This window comes from Ferrimonas kyonanensis DSM 18153, from assembly GCF_000425405.1.
Classification (GTDB): Bacteria; Pseudomonadota; Gammaproteobacteria; order Enterobacterales; family Shewanellaceae; genus Ferrimonas; species Ferrimonas kyonanensis.
The window spans coordinates 59205-77200 of record NZ_AUDJ01000016.1 but is presented as its reverse complement, the minus strand read 5'-3'; the positions used below and the strand labels follow the sequence as shown (position 1 = coordinate 77200).

Below are 17996 nucleotides of genomic sequence, written 5' to 3'. Positions count from 1 at the left end.
ATATAGGGTGGACCTTTACCATGACTCGTCGTGGCAATTTATTCATTGTGTCGGCACCAAGCGGAGCCGGAAAATCATCGCTGATCAGCGCTTTGCTGCAAGACCAGCCCGCCGACATGCAGGTGTCCGTCTCCCACACCACCCGAGCGCCGCGCCCAGGTGAAGAGAATGGCGTGCATTACCACTTTGTCAGCAAAGACGAGTTCAAAGCCCTGATTGACCAGAACGCCTTCTTTGAGTGGGCCGAGGTGTTCGACAACTACTACGGCACCTCCCGCATCACCATTGAGCAAACCCTGGATCGCGGCATCGACGTGTTTCTCGACATCGACTGGCAGGGTGCCCGCCAGGTCAAAGCCGCCATGCCGGAGTCCATCGGCATCTTCATCCTGCCGCCTTCCCGCAAGGAGCTGGAGCGTCGCCTCAACAGCCGCGGTCAGGACAGTGAGACCATCATCGCCCGCCGCATGGCCGATGCCGTGGATGAGATGAGCCACTATGATGAATACGACTATCTGATCGTAAACAACGATTTCGATACCGCCCTGAACGAATTTTCCACCATTGTGAAGGCCAACCGGCTACATCTAGCTGGGCAAAGGATCACTCACAATGATATGCTAGATGATCTGTTGGCAGACTAGCCAACATCATGTACACTTTTGCGTCATTTTTTTAAGCTCAAACACAGGAGTTCCTTCTCATGGCACGGGTAACTGTTGAAGACGCCGTAGATAAGATTGGCAACCGTTTCGACCTGATCTTGGTGGCCTCTCGTCGCGCACGTCAGCTGTCTGTAAACGGCAAGGAACCGCTGGTCGAAGAGCAGAACGATAAGCCTACGGTTATCGCACTGCGCGAAATCGAGTCCGGCCTTATCGATGCGAAAACACTGGACGAGCAGGAGCTGCAAGCTCAGCGCGAACAGGAAGCGGCAGAACTGGCAGCGGTAGCCGCCATCGCCGAAGGACGCGCACTGTAACGTCCATAATGGGGGTCGTCGTTGTATCTGTTTGAAAGCCTGAGGGAACTGGCGTCCAGTTATCTGGATCCGGAACAGGTCGAGAATCTCACTCGCGCTTATATCACCGCTAGAGATGCCCATGATGGGCAGACACGCTCCAGCGGCGAACCCTACATTACTCATCCGATTGCGGTTACCCGCATTCTGGCGGAGATGCGACTCGATCACGAGACGCTGATGGCCGCCCTGATGCACGACGTCATCGAAGACACCGAGATCACCAAAGAGGATCTGGCGGAGCAGTTTGGTCCCGCCGTCGCCGAACTGGTGGAAGGGGTCTCCAAACTCGACAAGCTCAAATTCCGCGACAAGAAAGAAGCGCAGGCGGAAAACTTCCGCAAGATGGTGCTGGCCATGGTGCAGGACATTCGGGTGATCCTGATAAAACTGGCCGACCGCACCCACAACATGCGCACCCTGGGCTCGCTGCGCCCGGACAAACGTCGCCGCATCGCCAGGGAAACCCTGGAGATCTACGCCCCCATTGCCAACCGTCTTGGCATCCACAACATCAAGAATGAACTGGAAGACCTGGGCTTTCAGGCACTCTACCCGATGCGTCATCGGGTCCTCAAAGAGGTGATGCAGGCCGCCAGCGGCAACCGCAAAGCGATCATGAACTCCATCCGCGACGCCATTGTCGGCCGTCTCGAGGAGGTGCAGATCGAGGGCACGGTGCAGGGGCGGGAAAAGAACCTGTACTCCATCTACAACAAGATGGTGAACAAAGAGCTGCAGTTTCAGGAAGTGATGGACATCTACGCGTTTCGAGTAACGGTGAAGAACATCGACACCTGTTACCGGGTACTCGGGGCCATGCACACCCTGTATAAACCCCGCCTGGACCGCTTCAAAGATTACATCGCCATCCCCAAAGCCAACGGCTACCAAAGTCTGCACACCTCGCTCTATGGGCCCCACGGGGTGCCGGTGGAGGTTCAGGTGCGCACCGATGACATGGACCAGATGGCCGACAAAGGGGTGGCTGCTCACTGGCTGTACAAAGACGACGCCGAAGCCAGTGCCACCACCGCCCAGGTTCGCGCCCGCAAATGGATGCAAAGCCTACTGGAGTTACAACAAAGTGCCGGTAACTCCTTTGAATTTATTGAAAACGTAAAAACCGATCTGTTCCCGGATGAGATTTACGTGTTCACCCCCACCGGTAAGATTCTGGAACTGCCCCTGGGCGCCACCGCGGTGGATTTTGCCTACGCGGTTCACACCGACGTCGGCAACGGCTGCGTCGGCGCCAAGATCAACCGCCACGCCTACCCGCTGAGCCAACCGCTCAAGTCAGGTCAAACGGTGGAGATCATCACCGCCCCCGGTGCCCGGCCCAACGCCGCCTGGCTCAACTTTGTGGTCACCGCCAAGGCCCGAGCCAAGATCCGTCACGTGCTCAAGAGCCTGCAGGATCGCGACGCCACCGCCCTGGGCAAACGTCTGCTCAACCACGCCCTGGGCGACATGACCCTGGACGAGATTCCGCAGAGCCGCATCGACCAGATCGTGGAAGAGTACCGTCACGACGATTTCGATACCCTGCTGGCCGACATTGGTCTGGGTAACGCCATGAGCCTGGTGGTGGCTCAGAAACTGCGCGGAGAGCTGGAGTCAGCCAACGGCAGTGACAAGCTGCCGATTCGCGGTGCCGAAGGGGTGCTGCTGTCGTTTGCCAAATGCTGCCGCCCCATCCCCGGTGATGACATCGTCGCCCACGTCAGCCCCGGCAAGGGACTGGTGGTGCACATCGATACCTGCCGCAACATTCGACGCGCCCGCGAGGTGGAGTCGGAGAAGTTTCTCAATGTGGAGTGGGACCAGGACAGCCGCGAGGAGTTTGTCACCGGTTTACGCATGGAAATCGTGAATCATCAGGGGATTCTGGCAAAACTCACTTCCATTATTGCGGCATGTGATGCCAATATTCATAATCTGAACACCGAAGAGAAAGAGGGCAGAGTCTACTCCATCGCATTGACTCTGACCGTCAAGAATCGGGTTCATTTAGCGAACGTCATGCGCAAACTGAGGGTGCAGCCCGAGGTTCTGAAAGTCGCGCGAAATCGTAATTAAGAATATTTGTGGGGAACCCATGACCGATAAGATCGTTATCGCCACCGAAAACGCACCGGCCGCCATTGGCACCTATTCTCAGGCCATTAAAGCCGGCGACACCGTGTACATCTCCGGCCAGATCCCGCTGGACCCGAACACCATGGAGATGGTTGGTGACGACTTTGATTCCCAGGTGGTACAGGTGTTCGATAACCTGAAAGCCGTCTGTGAAGCCGCCGGCGGCAGCCTGCAACACATCGCCAAACTGAACATTTTTATGGTTGACCTGGCCAACTTTGCCAAGGTCAACGAAGTCATGGGTCAATACATCCAGCAGCCCTACCCGGCGCGCGCCGCCATCGGTGTGAAGGAACTGCCCAAGGGCAGCCTGGTTGAGATGGACGCGGTGATGATCCTGTAATCCCGCCGCAGCGACCACAGCTATACTCTTCGGGGGCGCTTTTGGCGCCCCCGCATTCATTGTTTAAGGAAGTTTCATGAGCCCCGAACGTCTCGCCCGCATCAATGCCATGCTGGACCGCCGCCAGACAGACCTGACCATCTGCATGGAAGAGGTCCACAAGCCGCACAACCTGGCCGCCATGGTGCGGACCGCCGACGCCGTCGGGGTACACCGGGTTCACGCCGTCTGGCCGGATCAGAAAACCAAGCTGTCCGGCGGAACCGCCACCGGCAGTCAGCAATGGGTGGATCTGAAGTCACACGACACCATTGTCGATGCCATTAAAGAGTTGCGGGCGCAAGGCATGCAGATCATCGCCACCAACCTGTCCGACACCGCCGTGGATTTCCGCGACATCGACTACACCAAGCCCACCGCCATCCTGATGGGTCAGGAAAAGACCGGCATCACTGCCGAAGCCCTGGCTCTGGCGGATCAGGACGTCATCATTCCCATGGTGGGGATGGTGCAGTCGCTGAACGTTTCCGTCGCCACCGCCCTGATGCTGTACGAGGCCCAACGACAGCGTCAACAAGCCGGCATGTACCAACAGCGCAGCATCGACGACGCCGAATGCCAACGGTTGCTGTTTGAAGGCGGCCACCCAATCTTTGCCAAGATCTGCCGCCAGAAAGGCCTGCCCTACCCTCGGGTCGACGAGGAAGGCCAGATCGATGCCAGTGACGACTGGTGGCAGAAAGTGCAGATGAACAAAGAGTCCTGGGCTCACCTGGACGATTAATACCGCGCCGGTCAGTGGGGCCGCTTCGGCCCCACTGACACCCCCCTCCTAGCTCCCGGTCATCACGTCGTAGATTCCCCCGCGCCGTTTTTTCTTATGCAGTTAAAATTAAAGGTGTTTTTAAAATAACCGGCGCCAGGACGGTCCCCTCCACAACGCCGGAATTTTTTCGGTGTCAGCAAAAAAACAGCGTTACCTCCCTGCGTTGGCGATGGCAACAACACAATTCACCATTCGGCTCCACTTCCGCTTCATTTGATCGCAACCGCCGCCATTGAAACAGCGCAAATTACGTCGCCCAAAGCCACTAAATGGCAATTTAACACTATGCTTTGGCTACACAATCGCCAATTTCCTGCTATTTTCGAGGGGCTAGGCGCTGATCCGCCAAGCCCCGAATGATCCCCGGCAGGATGCCGGCTTTTTACAATCGAACCGATACTGACAATGACAGCATCAAGGCAATCGATGTCTCCGTCTGCCGCTGATGCCATCAAAAAACTACAACCAGACGGATCGTTGACGCGATATCACCTAGGGAGAGTGAGATGACACAGGCGTTCAAAACCCCCGTAGAGATGTTGGAACAGTGGGCCCGGGTTCAGGGCGACAAAACCTACCTTCGCCAGCCCAAGCAACGCAGACTGCATGACATCAGCTGGAGTCAAGTACACCAGATGGCCCATCGCCTGGCCGGCGCCCTGCATAAGCTGGGGTTTGAGAAAGGCGACAAGATTGCCATTTTGTCGAAAAACTGTTCTGAATGGTTCATTACCGATTACGCCCTGATGGTCGGCGGTTTCATCAGTGTGCCCATCTACCCCACCGCCAATGCCGACACCATTCGCTACGTGCTGCAACACTCCGAAGCCAAGGCGGTATTTGTGGGGAAACTGGATGACGGTCCCAGCCAGGAACCGGGCATCGGCGGCGAAACGCTGCGACTGGGAATGGGCTATGACGGCATTAAGACCCAGTACCACTGGCAGCAACTGCTGGAGTTGGCTGAACCGATTCAAACCCAGTATCCCGATGCCGACGACGTGATGACCATCATCTACACCTCCGGTTCCACCGGCAATCCCAAAGGGGCCGTGATGACCTTTGGCGCCTTCAGCTGGGCCGCCTGCCGCATCAATGAACACCTGGGGGGCACTCCCAAAGATCGGGTCATCTCCTACCTGCCACTGGCTCACATCACCGAACGGGCTTACATCTTCGGCAGCTCCATCTTTGGCGGCGGCACGGTGTATTTCGTAGAGAGCCTGGACACCTTCGTCGAAGATGTCCAGATAGCCAATCCGAACTTCTTCCTGTCGGTGCCACGGTTGTGGACTCTGTTCCAAAAAAACATCATCGCCAAGGTGGGCAACAACAAACTCAATACCCTGCTCGGCCTCCCTATCATCGGCGCGTTCGTAGCCCGCAAGATTCGCAAACAGTTGGGCCTCAACAATGCCCGCATCCTCGGCTGCGGCTCCGCGCCGGTCTCGCCGGCGTTATTGCACTGGTACGGCCGCATCGGCATGGACATTACCGAAGCCTGGGGCATGACCGAAAACGCCGCCTACGCCACCCTCAACTTTCCGTTCAGGAAGGATAAAATCGGCACCGTTGGCGCCGCCGGTATGGACGTGGAGCTGAAGATCGGCGACAACCACGAGCTGCTGTTTAAGAGCCCGGGGCTGTTCCGGGAGTACTACAAACAGCCGGAGGCCACCGCCGAATCGATGACCGAAGACGGCTTCTTCCGCACCGGCGACCAAGCGGAAATTGACGCCGACGGCTACGTCAGCATCATCGGCCGGGTCAAAGACAACTTCAAAACCGCCAAAGGCAAATTCGTGGCACCGGTGCCCATCGAGCGCAAGTTGGCCCAGGACACCAACATCGAACTGCTTTGTGTCATCGGCTCCGGTCAGCCCTATCCGGTGGCGCTGGTGCAGCTGGCAGAATCCGCCTACGGGCTGCCGCGAGAACAGGTTCAAGCGTCTCTGCAGGCCGCGTCACAGGCCGTCAGTGCCACCATGGAAAGCCACGCCACCCTGGGCGGAGTGCTGGTGGTGCAGGAACCGTGGACGGTGGAAAATGACGTGCTGACCCCAACCCTGAAGATCAAGCGCCACGTACTGGAAAAGCGCTACAACGCCTTGATCGGCAACATCCGCAATGACGCCGTGGTATGGGAAGACCAGCTCGGCAATAACGCCAAAGCCAGCTAAGCGCCGCAGTCAGCCCCACTAAGGGGCTGATTCCTCAGCCTAGGGCTGCTATTATCTGATCATATTTACAGTGGTTTTGGATAACGGTGTGACGGATCTAGCGGCCCTGCCGGTCACCTCCCTTAAGGGCGTCGGCAGCAAAGTAGCAGAAAAACTCGCCAAGATTGGCGTCGACTCGGTGCAGGACCTGCTGTTCCACCTGCCCCTGCGCTACGAAGACCGCACTCGAATCTGGACCATCGCCAGCCTGATGCCCGGCATCCACGGCACCGTAGAGGGTGAGATTCTGTCCGCCAATGTCACCTATGGCCGCAAGCGGATGATGACGGTGAAGATCCTCGACGCCAGTGGCAGCCTGACCCTGCGCTTCTTTAACTTCGCCATGGCTCAGAAAAACAGCCTGCAACCAGGCAAACGACTGCGCGCCTTTGGTGAAGCCAGACGCGGCCTGCACGGGCTGGAGATCATCCATCCGGAGTACAGCCTGCTGGAGGACGACAACGCCCCCTTGCTGGAAGAAAGCCTGACGCCCATCTACCCCACCACCGAAGGGCTGAAACAGCTCAGCCTGCGCAAACTGTGCGAACAAGCGGTGGACCACCTGCGCCGCCATCCGGTGCCAGAACTGCTGCCTGAAGGGTTGTACGACCAACAGATGAGCATGGCTCAGGCCCTGCATTACGTTCACCGGCCCCCTGCCGACGCCAATGTCGACCTGCTCACCGAAGGCCAGCACCCGGCTCAGCAACGCCTGGCGATGGAGGAGTTACTGGCTCAAAACCTGTCGATGCTGCAATTGCGCCAAAGTGCCGATCAGCACACGGCATTGCCGCAGCAGGTGGACCGCGCCGTCGAGCGGGATTTTCTCAACCAGCTGCCCTTTACCCCCACCGGCGCCCAGCAACGGGTGGTCGGCGAAATCCGTTCCGATCTGGCGCAGACCCAACCGATGATGCGGCTGGTACAAGGTGACGTCGGCTCCGGCAAAACCCTGGTGGCGGCGTTGGCGGCCCTGACGGTGCTGAGCCAGGGACAACAAGTGGCGTTGATGGCCCCCACGGAGTTACTGGCGGAACAACACGCCCTGGCCTTTGCCGCCTGGCTGGAGCCACTGGGGTTTCCGGTCGCCTGGCTGGCAGGAAAACTGAAAGGCAAAGCCAGGGAGCAGACCCTGGCCCGAGTCGCCGACGGCAGCGCCAAAATGATCGTCGGCACCCATGCCATCTTTCAGGACCAGGTTCGCTTCGATCACCTGTCGCTGATCATCATCGACGAGCAACACCGTTTTGGCGTCCATCAACGGCTGGAGCTGAGAGAAAAAGGCTTCAAAGACGGCAATTACCCCCACCAGTTGATCATGACCGCCACCCCAATCCCCCGCACCCTGGCCATGACCGCCTACGCCGATCTGGATACTTCGGTGATCGACGAGTTACCTCCGGGGCGCACACCGGTCACCACGGTAGCCGTGGGCGACAGCCGACGCCCGGAAGTGGTCGAGCGGGTACGCCAAGCCTGCAAGGAGCAGGGACGACAGGCTTATTGGGTCTGCACCCTGATCGACGAATCCGAAGTGCTTCAGTGCCAGGCCGCCGAAGACACCGCTCAGGAACTTGGGGAACAACTGCCGGATTTGCGGGTCGGATTGGTACATGGGCGGATGAAATCCTCTGAAAAACAACAGGTCATGGATCAATTCAAGTCCGGAGAGCTGGACCTGTTGGTGGCCACCACGGTGATCGAAGTCGGCGTGGACGTGCCCAACGCCAGCCTGATGATCATCGAAAATCCGGAGCGACTTGGCCTGGCGCAGTTGCACCAGTTGCGGGGCCGGGTCGGCCGCGGCAGCACCGCCAGTCACTGTGTGCTGTTGTATCATCCACCGCTGTCAAAAACCGCCCAGGCCCGCATCGGCGTACTCAGAGATAGCAACGATGGCTTTATCATCGCCCAGCGGGATTTGGAAATTCGCGGCCCGGGAGAAGTACTGGGCACCAAGCAAACCGGCTTGGCGGATCTGAAAATCGCCGATCTGATTCGGGACGGAGCACTGATCCCTCAGGTGAAACGACTGGCCCTGCATCTGATGCGGAATTACCCCCAAAATGTGCAGCCGCTTATAGATAGGTGGTTAAAAGGGCGAGAGATTTACAGTCAAGCCTAGACAGACAGGGCTAATTTTGCACAATGGAGTGTAGGTCGGCACAGGAGCAAAGAGACCACCATGAATTCAAATGAACGCGACACCAACAGTTCCAATTCCAGCACCATTGCCATGGTGATGGTGGTACTGGTTATCCTTCTGAGCATCGGCGCCTGGTTCTACTTCGCCGGCGATAAGGAGGCCCCGGTGGCGACCGTCGACCCCATTGAGCCGGTGATCGAGCCCATCGTGGAAGTGCCTGCCGAGCCCTTGCCCACCGAACCGGTGATCGAGCCAGAGCCAGAGCCGCAACCGGAACCCGAAGTGATCGAACCGGAGCCACAACCGGAGCCCGAAGCCCCAAAAGTGACCCTGCCGACACTGGCCCAGTCCGATGACTTTGCCAAAGCCCAGCTCAATGGCCTGTCCGATGGCATGCAATTAGGTCAATTCCTGGTGCCTGATAGCCTGATCCGCCGCTTCGTTGGCCTGGTGGACAATCTGGCACAAGGCAATGTCCTGCGTAAGCAGGGACCGTTTAAACGCCTGAATGAAGAGTTTAAAGCGGTGGACGTCAATGGTCAGCTGTATCTGGATCCCGACGGCTACCACCGTTACGACGCCTACACCAGTTTCCTGTACCGCCTCGATGAGCAAGCCCTGCGTGACACCTTCCTGCTGATGGAGCCGTTGTTCGAACAGGCCTACGCCGAACTGGGGTACGAAGACAGCTTCCGCGACCGCCTGGATGACGCCATGGACCTGCTGCTGTCGGCCCCGGAGATGGACACCGCCATTCCACTGGAAAGCCACAGCGTCAACTACGAGTTTAAAGACACCGATCTGGAGTCGCTGACCGACGTCGAGAAGCTGATGCTGCGCATGGGACCGGACAATGCCCGCAAGTTGAAGTCGACCTTGCGCCGTTTCCGCGCCGCCATGAACGACTGAACAGGCTCACCGACCGAAAAGGCTCCCGAGGGAGCCTTTTTGTTTGCCACTCAGTGTCGCTCTGCCAGCACCGCAAACAGCGCCTGTAACCTCAGCCCATCGGCCAACACCACGGTCAGCGGCACTTTGGCATTGCGACCATTGAGCAGGGGGGCTAAATCCAACGCCTCACTCTCCACCTCGGCCACCGGCGTCTCAGCCACCGGCTTGCTGTAACTGACTTCCGCCCGGGCCAGCACGATATCGCCTTCCAGCCCACACAATTGCAATTCCAGCCACACACGCCCCCAACCGGTGAGCACCGCCTGGCTGTATCCGGCACCGGCAAACAGGGTTCCGTGCAGATTGCGGCCACTGTCGAAACTGGCCCGAGTGCAGAAACGGCGGCCGTCAAACGACAGCCCCTCGACTTGCATGAAACCGGCCAGGGGAATGGTCTGATGCCACACCTGAGTCAAACGGGCAACGCCACTGTCCAGCACCTTGGCCATGCGCCGGTGCGACACGGTGCCAAACAGGGTGTGACCGACACCGATGTCCCGATACCCCCGGGCCAGATAGAATCCCAGCTGAGACTCTCTCGCCTGCAGCTCCACCACCTCCAGACCGGCCTGTTGTGCCGCCAGCTCCAGGGCTGCCAGCAGTTGCGTGCCCAGGCCCTGCCGCTGACGGTCAGGCGCCACCGCCATATAGCGAATCTGCCCGCGGCGACACGACAGCGAATGCACCCGACCGGTGGCCACCACGTTTCCGTCGCCATCCAGCCCGACCCGGTGCAATCCCTGAGCCTCCAGATCATCCTGCTCACTGCCTCTGGGCTGCTGCCAGGGTTGACGCAGTACCCGAAATCGAAGATCAAATCCCGCCGTCAATTGTGCTGGATCGGGCTTTACAAATATCATGGCCACCTGCGTAATCTGTTTTAGCGCAAATAAGCGCCGAGAATAGCACAGATTAAGTGGACAGCCTGGCCCTACCAAGGCAAGGTTAACCCAGGCTGACCGCCGTGATTTAATCACCGCTAATCTGCCGTCGCTATCACTATTACAACCGCAGTCACCTTTGGTATTTGGGATGTCACAAGAAAATAATCGTCAAGAGTTTCTGGTCTTTACCCTGGGGCCTCGTCGGGCTTTCGCCATCACCACGCTGAAAGTGCGGGAGATCGTCACCACCCGACAGTTCAACCAGATTCCCGGCAGCCATCCGTCGGTGGTGGGCACCATGCCACTGCGGGGCCACACTCTGACGGTGATTGATCTGGCCAACGCCATCGGCATGGCATCCGATGACTGCAAACAGGTGGTGGTGTGCGAAGTGCAGGAACGCCTGTACGGTCTGCTGGTGACCGGCATCGATACCATTCACTACTGCAACAGTGATGACGTTGCCGCCATGCCAACGAAGTTGGGCGACACCAGCTACAGCTCCGGCGTCATTCGTCGCGACAACGACCTGGTGCAGGTGCTGGATCTGGAGCGCATCCTCAACGAAACCGTGGGCCTCAATGCCCGTCAGGACAACGACGATTTTGTCCTCGACGACGCCACCCTGGCGGAGATTCGCGGCCAGCGAATTCTGATCTGCGACGACTCCCGCTTTGCCCGTCGACAACTGGCCAACGTGCTGGAGCAACACGGCATCGACTACCACAGCGCCCCCAACGGACGGGCCGCCCTGGAGCGACTGCAGGAACAAGCCGCCGCCGGCGAACCGATTCAGATTCTGGTGTCCGACATCGAGATGCCGGAGCTGGACGGTTACCAACTGGCCACCACGGTTCGCAGCGAAGCCTGCCTCAAAGAGACCTACATCATTCTGCACACCTCACTCAACAGCGAGGTATGCCGTCGCTACACCCACAACAGCGGCGCCGACGAAGGCCTGTGCAAATTTGATCCCGAAGCCCTGTTGGCGGCCATCGCCCGCGGCTCACACCACTGAGTCGACCAGCATTAAGGCGTCCGGCGGGCGCCTTTTTTCTGCCACCGACCCCAGCCGGGCCTGCATTTGGTATACTGTGGCGCGCCAAAACCCGGCCACCAGTTGGATACCACAGTGACTACCGAAAAACGCCTGAATAAATTCATCAGCGAATCCGGCTTCTGCTCTCGCCGCGAAGCCGACAAGCTCATCGAGCAGAACCGCGTCACCATCAATGGTCGCACCCCGGAACTTGGCACCAAGGTGCAGCCGGGCGACCAGGTCGCCGTGGACGGTAAGCCCATCAAGGCCAGCGCCAGCAACAAGTCCGATCGCATCTACATCGCCTACAACAAGCCCATCGGCATCACCTGCACCACCGAGCGGGACGTGCACGGCAACATCATTGATGCCATTGGTCACAAGCGGCGCATCTTCCCCATCGGCCGCCTGGACAAGCCGTCCGAAGGGCTGATTTTTCTCACCAGTGACGGCGACATCGTCAACAAGATCCTGCGGGCCGAAAACGCCCACGACAAAGAGTACGTGGTCACCGTCGATCAACCGGTCAGCGAACGCTTCATCGAGCGAATGTCCAAAGGGGTACCGATTCTCGATACCGTCACCAAACCCTGTCAGGTCACCATGGTCAGCCGCTATGTGTTTAAGATCGTGCTGACTCAGGGACTGAACCGTCAGATTCGACGCATGTGTGAGTATCTGGGTTACAAGGTCACCAAGCTGAAGCGTACCCGCATCATGAACGTGACCCTGTCGGGACTGCGCCCCGGCCAGTGGCGGGATCTGAGTGCCGACGAGATGGCGGCCATCAACCAGGCCGTGGCGGGCTCCAGCAAAACCGCCGTGAACACCACTCCACCCAAGGGCAGCCGCGACGGCGACTTTCGGCCCGCCAGGCCGATCAAACCCCGCTCTGGCGCGCCGCGTCGGCCGAGTGGCCAGGGAGAGGGGCGCGGCGCCCTGGACAAGCCCAGCGGTCGAAAAATCTTTGTCGACAATCCCAACAAACCCAAGGTCGACAAACCCAAGCCGCGTAAATCCGGCGACCGCACCCTGAGCCTGAAACGCAAAGGATAAAAATGGCCCACAAAAAAGCCGCTCCGTTGAGCGGCTTGTTGGTGTTGTGGCAACTACACCTGCAGGTGGAAGGTCACCGGACCGTCGTTGGTCAACGACACCTGCATGTCGGCGGCAAACTCACCGGTCTCCACCGCCATCCCTGTGCTGCGGCAATAGTCGACAAATTCAAGGTACTGCGCCTCAGCCTGTTCCGGCTTACCGGCACGGGAAAAGCTGGGCCGCAGGCCGCGGCCAGTGTCGGCAGCCAGGGTAAACTGGCTGACCACCAGCAATTTGCCGCCGGCCTGGCGGACGTTAAGGTTCATCTTGCCCTCGTCATCGGAAAAGATTCTGTACTTCATCACCTTATCCGCCAGCTTTCGCAGTTTGTCGGTGTCATCCGCTTGCTCGACACCCAACAACACCAGCAGGCCCCGGTCAATTTCGCCGGTGATTCGGCCTGCCACTTCCACTTTTGCGGTCGAAACCCGCTGCACCAGTGCGATCATTGTGTCCCCTCATTCAAAGTCGCCCCAGTGTGACCTCAGCACCGTGGCAACTCAAGCGGGAACCCGCATCTTTGCGATGCCGCTCAGAGGGTATTGAGCCGAACCTCTTTGGCCATGGGCTGCGCCTGGGGGAACTGCTGCTTCAACAGCGCCAGACCCTGATTGGTCCAATCCATGAAGCGAGTCAGCTCCAGCACGCTGATCCTATCCACAAAGGTTGCGGCGCCGCGCACTTCGATGGCCTTGCCTTCATCGCGCACCACAAACTTGGCAAAGTCCAGTTGCTGATTCAACTTGCCGATGATCAGCAGTAACTCCGGGGTCTGGGCCAAATCCGGGTGCAGGGCGTAGTACTTGGTGATCACCACTCGGTCCAAGCCGTTGGGAATCAGCTTCGGCTGCAGCAGGAAATGGCTGCCGTCGTAATCCACCAATGCACGACCGGCACTGGCGCGCTTCACCTGGTAAGACTCCGACTTCAGGGCCTCAATCAGATGGTCCGTGGCCTGTTCGTTGGTCATGCCGCTCATATCGACGGTCACCGGGTCGTTTCCGGTACTGGCACAGCCGGTCATCACAACCAGCACGGCGGCGATCATCCAATGTTTCATCATGTCAATTCCTTATGTTTTTCAGTTACGGCAAAGAACTCCGGCAGAGACGCAGTCACTTCCGCCCCCACCAGAAGGATCATCCAGGACAGGTACACCCAGACAAAGAGTATCGGGATCACGGCCAGCGCCCCATAAATCGCCTCATAAGACGGAAAGGTGGTGATGTACCAGGCAAAGCCCCGCTTACCCGCCTCAAACAACAGCGCCGCCACCACCGCACCGCTGAGGGCATGGTGAAACCGGACCTGGGTATTGGGAACCAGTGCATACATCATCACAAACGCCAGCACCGACAACAAAAATGGCAACTTCGCCACGAAGAACGGCACCACACCAGACAGGCCAACGTCGGAAAACAGCTTCAATGACACCAGGTAAGAGGTCATGACGATACTGGCGCCTATCAGGATAGGGCCCAGGGTCAGAATCATCCAGTACATGGAGAAGGAGTACACCCAGCGCCGGCGCTGCCGAATTCGCCAGATCTGATTCAAGGCCTTATCGATGGCCGAGATCAGCGCCAGCGCCACCACCGCCAGGAACACCACCCCCACGGCGGTCATTCGCGACGCGTTGTCGACAAACTCCGCCAGATACTGCTGCACCACACCGCCGGCAGTGGGCACGAAGTTGCTGTACACAAACTGCTCCACCTGCTGCTTCACCCCTTTGAAGGCCGGAAACGCAGAGAAGATCGACAGCACCACCGCCATCAGCGGCACCAGCGACAACAAGGTCATGTAGGCCAGGTACCCCGAGGTAACCTGCAGGCGGTTATCGACGCTACGCCGAAGCAAAAATCGAAAATAGGCGGGAATGCGACGCCAGGGAAACCGTTGCCACTGCAGTCGAGCCCGAGTCATGATGTTCATAGTAAACCTGTGCAACCTTACGTCACTCTGATCATAACATGGCATAGAAAAGAACAATTTACCCTATTTGATTCCACCGGCCCCCGGTTTACTGTCACCCCCGCCCTTGACTCCCTACCGGGTCGACCGCCACTATGGCGGCCACGGATAGCCAGCCCCCCAAGTTTCGACATCACCATGCCGACCCGCACCCCACCACTCCCCAGCCTCTACTATGCCCTGTTGTCGGCCCTGGGATTTGCCCTGATGACCGTCTGCGTCAAGCTGACCAGCGCCCGCGACATTCCGGTGTTGGAGATTGTCGCCGCCCGAGCCTTGGTGTCACTGATCCTCAGCTACCTGGATATTCGCAGCAAGGGATTGGCACCGCTGGGCCGCCACCGAGGGCTGTTACTGGCCCGGGGTCTGGTCGGTACCCTGGCACTGATGTGCGTCTATTACGCGGTCACCACCCTGCCGCTGGCAGAGGCCACCCTGCTGCAGTACCTGCATCCGGTCTTTACCGCGATGCTGGCCTGGTACTTTCTGGGCGAACGGGTGCACCGGTTCACCTTGATCTGCATCCTGCTGTCTCTGAGCGGACTGAGCGCCATGCTGGTGCCGGGCCTGTCTTCTGCGGATCAGGCCCTGCCTTGGTTCAGCGTCGTTGCCGCCCTGCTTGGCGCCTGCGGCAGCGCCGTGGCCTACATTCTGGTAAAAAAACTCAGTGGCAAAGAGGACAGCTCGGTGATCATCCTCTACTTCCCACTGGTGGCCCTGCCGGTGTCGCTGCTGCTACTGGGGGATCAACTGGTGATGCCGGACCTGCCGACCCTAGGATTGCTGCTGCTGGTTGGGGTGTTCACCCAGGTTGGGCAGGTCGGGCTGACCAAGGCGTTGCAGGGTGAGGCCGCCAACAAGGTCGTGGCCTACTCCTACGTACAGATCCTGTTTTCCATCCTGCTTGGCTGGCTGGTGTTTGCCGAAATTCCGGCGCTGTGGACCCTGGTCGGCGGTGGCTTGATTCTGTTGGGGGCGCTGTTCAACCTGATGAGCCGACACCGGGGCTGAGTCGAGTGCCATCGCCATGGTGTTGCCGAACCTCGGGTCGGTGTTAACATAACTGTCTCAACTTCCGGGCAAACTCGGTCCCGGAGCTCAGTGTATGCAGGGTAACCAAGGAGGTTCGCATGTCCGGACAGGGGTCCGCCGGTAACGTCATCGCCGCCATTTGCAGCTTTTTTATTCCCGGACTGGGACAGCTGGTACAGGGGCGAGTGCTCGCCGCGTTGCTGTTCTTTGTGTTTGTCAGTACAGGGTACTTTTTCTATTTCCTGATCGTGCCGGCCATACTCGGCGCCATTCTCCACCTGTGGTGCATCATTGATGCCGCCAAATACCGATAAGGGACCACTATGAAGTATTGGATTCTGATCGCCGCCCTGATGCTCGGCGGTTGCCAGTCGGCATACTACGCCGCCGCCGAACAAGTGGGCTATCACAAACGGGAGATTCTTACCGATCGGGTGGAATCGGCCCAGGAGAGCCAACAGGAGGCACAGCAACAGTTCAGTTCGGCCCTGGAGCAACTGCAGACACTGGTGGATTTTGACGGCGGCGACCTCGAAGACGTCTACGACACTGTCCGCGATGAATATCAGGCCTCGGAAAAGGCCGCCAACGATGTCCGTGACCGCATCGACAGCATCGATGACGTCGCCGAGGCGATGTTTGATGAGTGGCAGCAGGAGCTGGAGCAGTACCAGTCCGCCAAACTGCGGCGCGACAGTGAAAAGCGCCTGTCGGCCACCAAACGGCAATACGCCAGCATGCTCAAGAGCATGCGCCGCGCCGAGCAGAAAATGGAACCGGTTCTGGCCCGCCTCAAAGACAACGAGCTGTACCTGAAGCACAACCTCAATGCCAATGCGGTCAACGCCATCGGCAGCGAGTTCAGCGATCTCAAGGGCGAAGTCCAGTCTCTTATAACCGAGATGAATAAAGCCATTGCCGAATCCGATCAATTTATTAAGACCCTCGGGCAATAAAGATTTGGTTTCCAATCCAAATTGTTAAGTGGGTCTAAAAACCACAACGCTGCCACTGCCAAGGGGGCCGTAGGCTGAGATACTGGCGACCATCTGAAACTGTTTGGCTGGTCCATGTCCATCTTCGAATCCTTAATCTTGCTCACCGGCTTCACGGTCGCCTTGGGCATTGTGGTCTCCCTGAGCCGTAGCCTCGGGGTGATAAGTGCTGCGGTCACCGCAGGGCTGGGATTGCTGATGGCCCACGATATCCTGCTGGTACTGGCCTCCTTCTGTTTCCTGCTGACCGTCACCGCCGGGCGCTGGCTGTTGCCCAGTCGGCTGCCGTCCCGCACCATGGATCGCTTCGACCAGTTGCGGCAGTTAACCCAAAATGGCTTCGCCATCGCCATGGTGATAGTGGCGGTACAATACGCCCTGTACGCCATGCAGATGCACGCCGGCAGCCTGTGGATGACCCGCCCCAGCGTGGTGGATGTCTACCTGCCCATCACCGCCGGGGTCTCCCTGCGCGCCTGGATAGAGCAGGGCATCATCGACCACCAGCACCCGGCCGCCCTGGTGCTGTTTCTGGCGTTGTTGGGCTCCGCCTTGATCACCAAGCGGGCATTTTGCAGCTGGGTCTGTTCGGTGGGGTTCTTTTCCGAGGTGCTGTATGAACGCCTCAACCCCTACTGGAAGAAAGATCACCAGCTTCCCTCCTGGCTCGACAGCAGCCTGAAGATGACCAAATACGGCCTGCTGATCTGGCTGCTGTGCCTGGTGATGGAGATCCCCTCCTCAGGCCTGGAAGACTACCTCAACAGCGAACGCCACCTGATGGCGGATCTGTCGATGTGGCAGCGATTCACCAATCCCTCTCTGATCGGCCTGGCACTGCTGGCGGCGGTACTGACGCTGTCCACCATTAAGCGCAACGCCTTCTGCCGCTATTTCTGCCCCTACGGCGCCCTGATGGGGCTGTTGTCGATGCTGAGTCCATTCAAGATTCGCCGCAACCCGGCCCTGTGCCTGCGAGAGTGTGACGACAAGGACTGCCGCAAGTGCCAGCAGGCATGCCCCTCCAACATTCCGGTACATCAGTTGGAAACCGTCAGCGTCGATGATTGCCACGCCTGCCATCGCTGTGCCCAGGCTTGCCCGAAGAAAGACGCCCTGACCCTGTCTCTGCCAGGACATCGTTGGCCGCTGAAGCCGTCAATGATCCTGCTTATCCTGCTGTTTTTCGTCACTGTGATTCCGCTGTTCAGCTACCTGGGCGGCTACTGGCAGAGCGAATCCTCAGAACAGCTTCGACAGGCGATACTGCCGAAGCTGGATCAACTGTCGGTACTGCCGGTCGCCGATTAGCCCCAGGCGGCCGCC

The 17996-nt window shown here is 58.7% G+C and carries 18 protein-coding genes; 14 read left to right on the top strand and 4 right to left on the bottom strand.

Features of this window, described 5'->3' with window-relative positions:
• Window positions 1–20: 20 nt before the first annotated feature.
• The 8 genes from gmk (at window position 21) to H598_RS0108160 (ending at window position 9606) form a co-directional block, all read left to right on the top strand.
• Entirely contained in the window at window positions 21–644 is a 624-nt protein-coding gene (gene gmk / locus H598_RS0108195) for a guanylate kinase (RefSeq protein WP_028112587.1), read from the top strand.
• A gap of 59 nt (window positions 645–703) precedes the next feature.
• Entirely contained in the window at window positions 704–982 is a 279-nt protein-coding gene (gene rpoZ, locus H598_RS0108190; protein WP_028112586.1) for a DNA-directed RNA polymerase subunit omega, read from the top strand.
• Window positions 983–1003: 21 nt separating this feature from the next.
• Window positions 1004–3103, top strand: coding sequence for a bifunctional GTP diphosphokinase/guanosine-3',5'-bis pyrophosphate 3'-pyrophosphohydrolase (spoT, locus tag H598_RS0108185; RefSeq protein ID WP_028112585.1), 2100 nt, complete (start codon window positions 1004–1006; stop codon window positions 3101–3103).
• 19 nt (window positions 3104–3122) lie between these two features.
• Window positions 3123–3506 (top strand): RidA family protein, encoded by a 384-nt coding sequence (locus H598_RS0108180; RefSeq protein WP_028112584.1) that lies wholly within the window; start codon window positions 3123–3125, stop codon window positions 3504–3506.
• Window positions 3507–3582: 76 nt separating this feature from the next.
• A complete protein-coding gene (gene trmH / locus H598_RS0108175; protein WP_028112583.1) occupies window positions 3583–4290 on the top strand; it encodes a tRNA (guanosine(18)-2'-O)-methyltransferase TrmH in 708 nt (235 codons plus the stop codon).
• Between the two features lie 548 nt (window positions 4291–4838).
• Window positions 4839–6512 (top strand): AMP-binding protein, encoded by a 1674-nt coding sequence (locus H598_RS0108170; RefSeq protein ID WP_028112582.1) that lies wholly within the window; start codon window positions 4839–4841, stop codon window positions 6510–6512.
• An 88-nt stretch (window positions 6513–6600) separates the two neighbouring features.
• A complete protein-coding gene (gene recG / locus H598_RS0108165; protein WP_028112581.1) occupies window positions 6601–8676 on the top strand; it encodes an ATP-dependent DNA helicase RecG in 2076 nt (691 codons plus the stop codon).
• Window positions 8677–8736: 60 nt separating this feature from the next.
• On the top strand, window positions 8737–9606 hold the full coding sequence (locus tag H598_RS0108160) for a DUF3014 domain-containing protein (protein ID WP_028112580.1): 870 nt from the start codon (window positions 8737–8739) through the stop codon (window positions 9604–9606).
• 50 nt (window positions 9607–9656) lie between these two features.
• Here H598_RS0108160 and H598_RS0108155 read toward each other — a convergent pair whose 3' ends face one another.
• Window positions 9657–10508, bottom strand: a complete 852-nt coding sequence (locus H598_RS0108155; protein WP_035415715.1) for a bifunctional GNAT family N-acetyltransferase/hotdog fold thioesterase — start codon at window positions 10506–10508, stop codon at window positions 9657–9659.
• Window positions 10509–10680: 172 nt separating this feature from the next.
• Between H598_RS0108155 and H598_RS0108150 the strand changes: the two genes are divergently transcribed.
• Window positions 10681–11550, top strand: coding sequence for a chemotaxis protein (locus H598_RS0108150; protein WP_028112578.1), 870 nt, complete (start codon window positions 10681–10683; stop codon window positions 11548–11550).
• Window positions 11551–11664: 114 nt separating this feature from the next.
• The gene (rluF, locus tag H598_RS0108145) at window positions 11665–12627 is read left to right on the top strand and encodes a 23S rRNA pseudouridine(2604) synthase RluF (protein WP_156896978.1); all 963 of its coding nucleotides are present in this window, start codon (window positions 11665–11667) and stop codon (window positions 12625–12627) included.
• Between the two features lie 53 nt (window positions 12628–12680).
• Here rluF and dtd read toward each other — a convergent pair whose 3' ends face one another.
• The 3 genes from dtd to H598_RS23745 all read right to left on the bottom strand — a co-directional run bounded on the left by dtd (window position 12681) and on the right by H598_RS23745 (window position 14595).
• Window positions 12681–13118 (bottom strand): D-aminoacyl-tRNA deacylase, encoded by a 438-nt coding sequence (dtd, locus tag H598_RS0108140; RefSeq protein WP_028112576.1) that lies wholly within the window; start codon window positions 13116–13118, stop codon window positions 12681–12683.
• Between the two features lie 83 nt (window positions 13119–13201).
• A complete protein-coding gene (locus tag H598_RS0108135) occupies window positions 13202–13732 on the bottom strand; it encodes a hypothetical protein (protein ID WP_051252586.1) in 531 nt (176 codons plus the stop codon).
• The gene (locus tag H598_RS23745) at window positions 13729–14595 is read right to left on the bottom strand and encodes a virulence factor BrkB family protein (RefSeq protein ID WP_051252607.1); all 867 of its coding nucleotides are present in this window, start codon (window positions 14593–14595) and stop codon (window positions 13729–13731) included. The genes H598_RS0108135 and H598_RS23745 overlap by 4 nt, the downstream gene beginning before the upstream one ends.
• A 186-nt stretch (window positions 14596–14781) precedes the next feature.
• Here H598_RS23745 and H598_RS0108125 point away from each other — a divergent pair, with 186 nt between their 5' ends.
• The 4 genes from H598_RS0108125 (at window position 14782) to H598_RS23740 (ending at window position 17981) form a co-directional block, all read left to right on the top strand.
• Complete coding sequence (locus tag H598_RS0108125; protein ID WP_028112574.1) at window positions 14782–15654, top strand: DMT family transporter; 873 nt, start codon at window positions 14782–14784, stop codon at window positions 15652–15654.
• Window positions 15655–15773: 119 nt separating this feature from the next.
• Window positions 15774–15989, top strand: a complete 216-nt coding sequence (locus tag H598_RS0108120; protein WP_028112573.1) for a hypothetical protein — start codon at window positions 15774–15776, stop codon at window positions 15987–15989.
• Window positions 15990–15998: 9 nt separating this feature from the next.
• Window positions 15999–16631 carry a DUF2959 domain-containing protein gene (locus H598_RS0108115; RefSeq protein ID WP_028112572.1) on the top strand — a complete coding sequence of 211 codons (633 nt, stop codon included), beginning with the start codon at window positions 15999–16001 and terminating at the stop codon, window positions 16629–16631.
• Window positions 16632–16745: 114 nt separating this feature from the next.
• Complete coding sequence (locus H598_RS23740) at window positions 16746–17981, top strand: 4Fe-4S binding protein (RefSeq protein ID WP_051252585.1); 1236 nt, start codon at window positions 16746–16748, stop codon at window positions 17979–17981.
• Window positions 17982–17996: the final 15 nt, after the last annotated feature.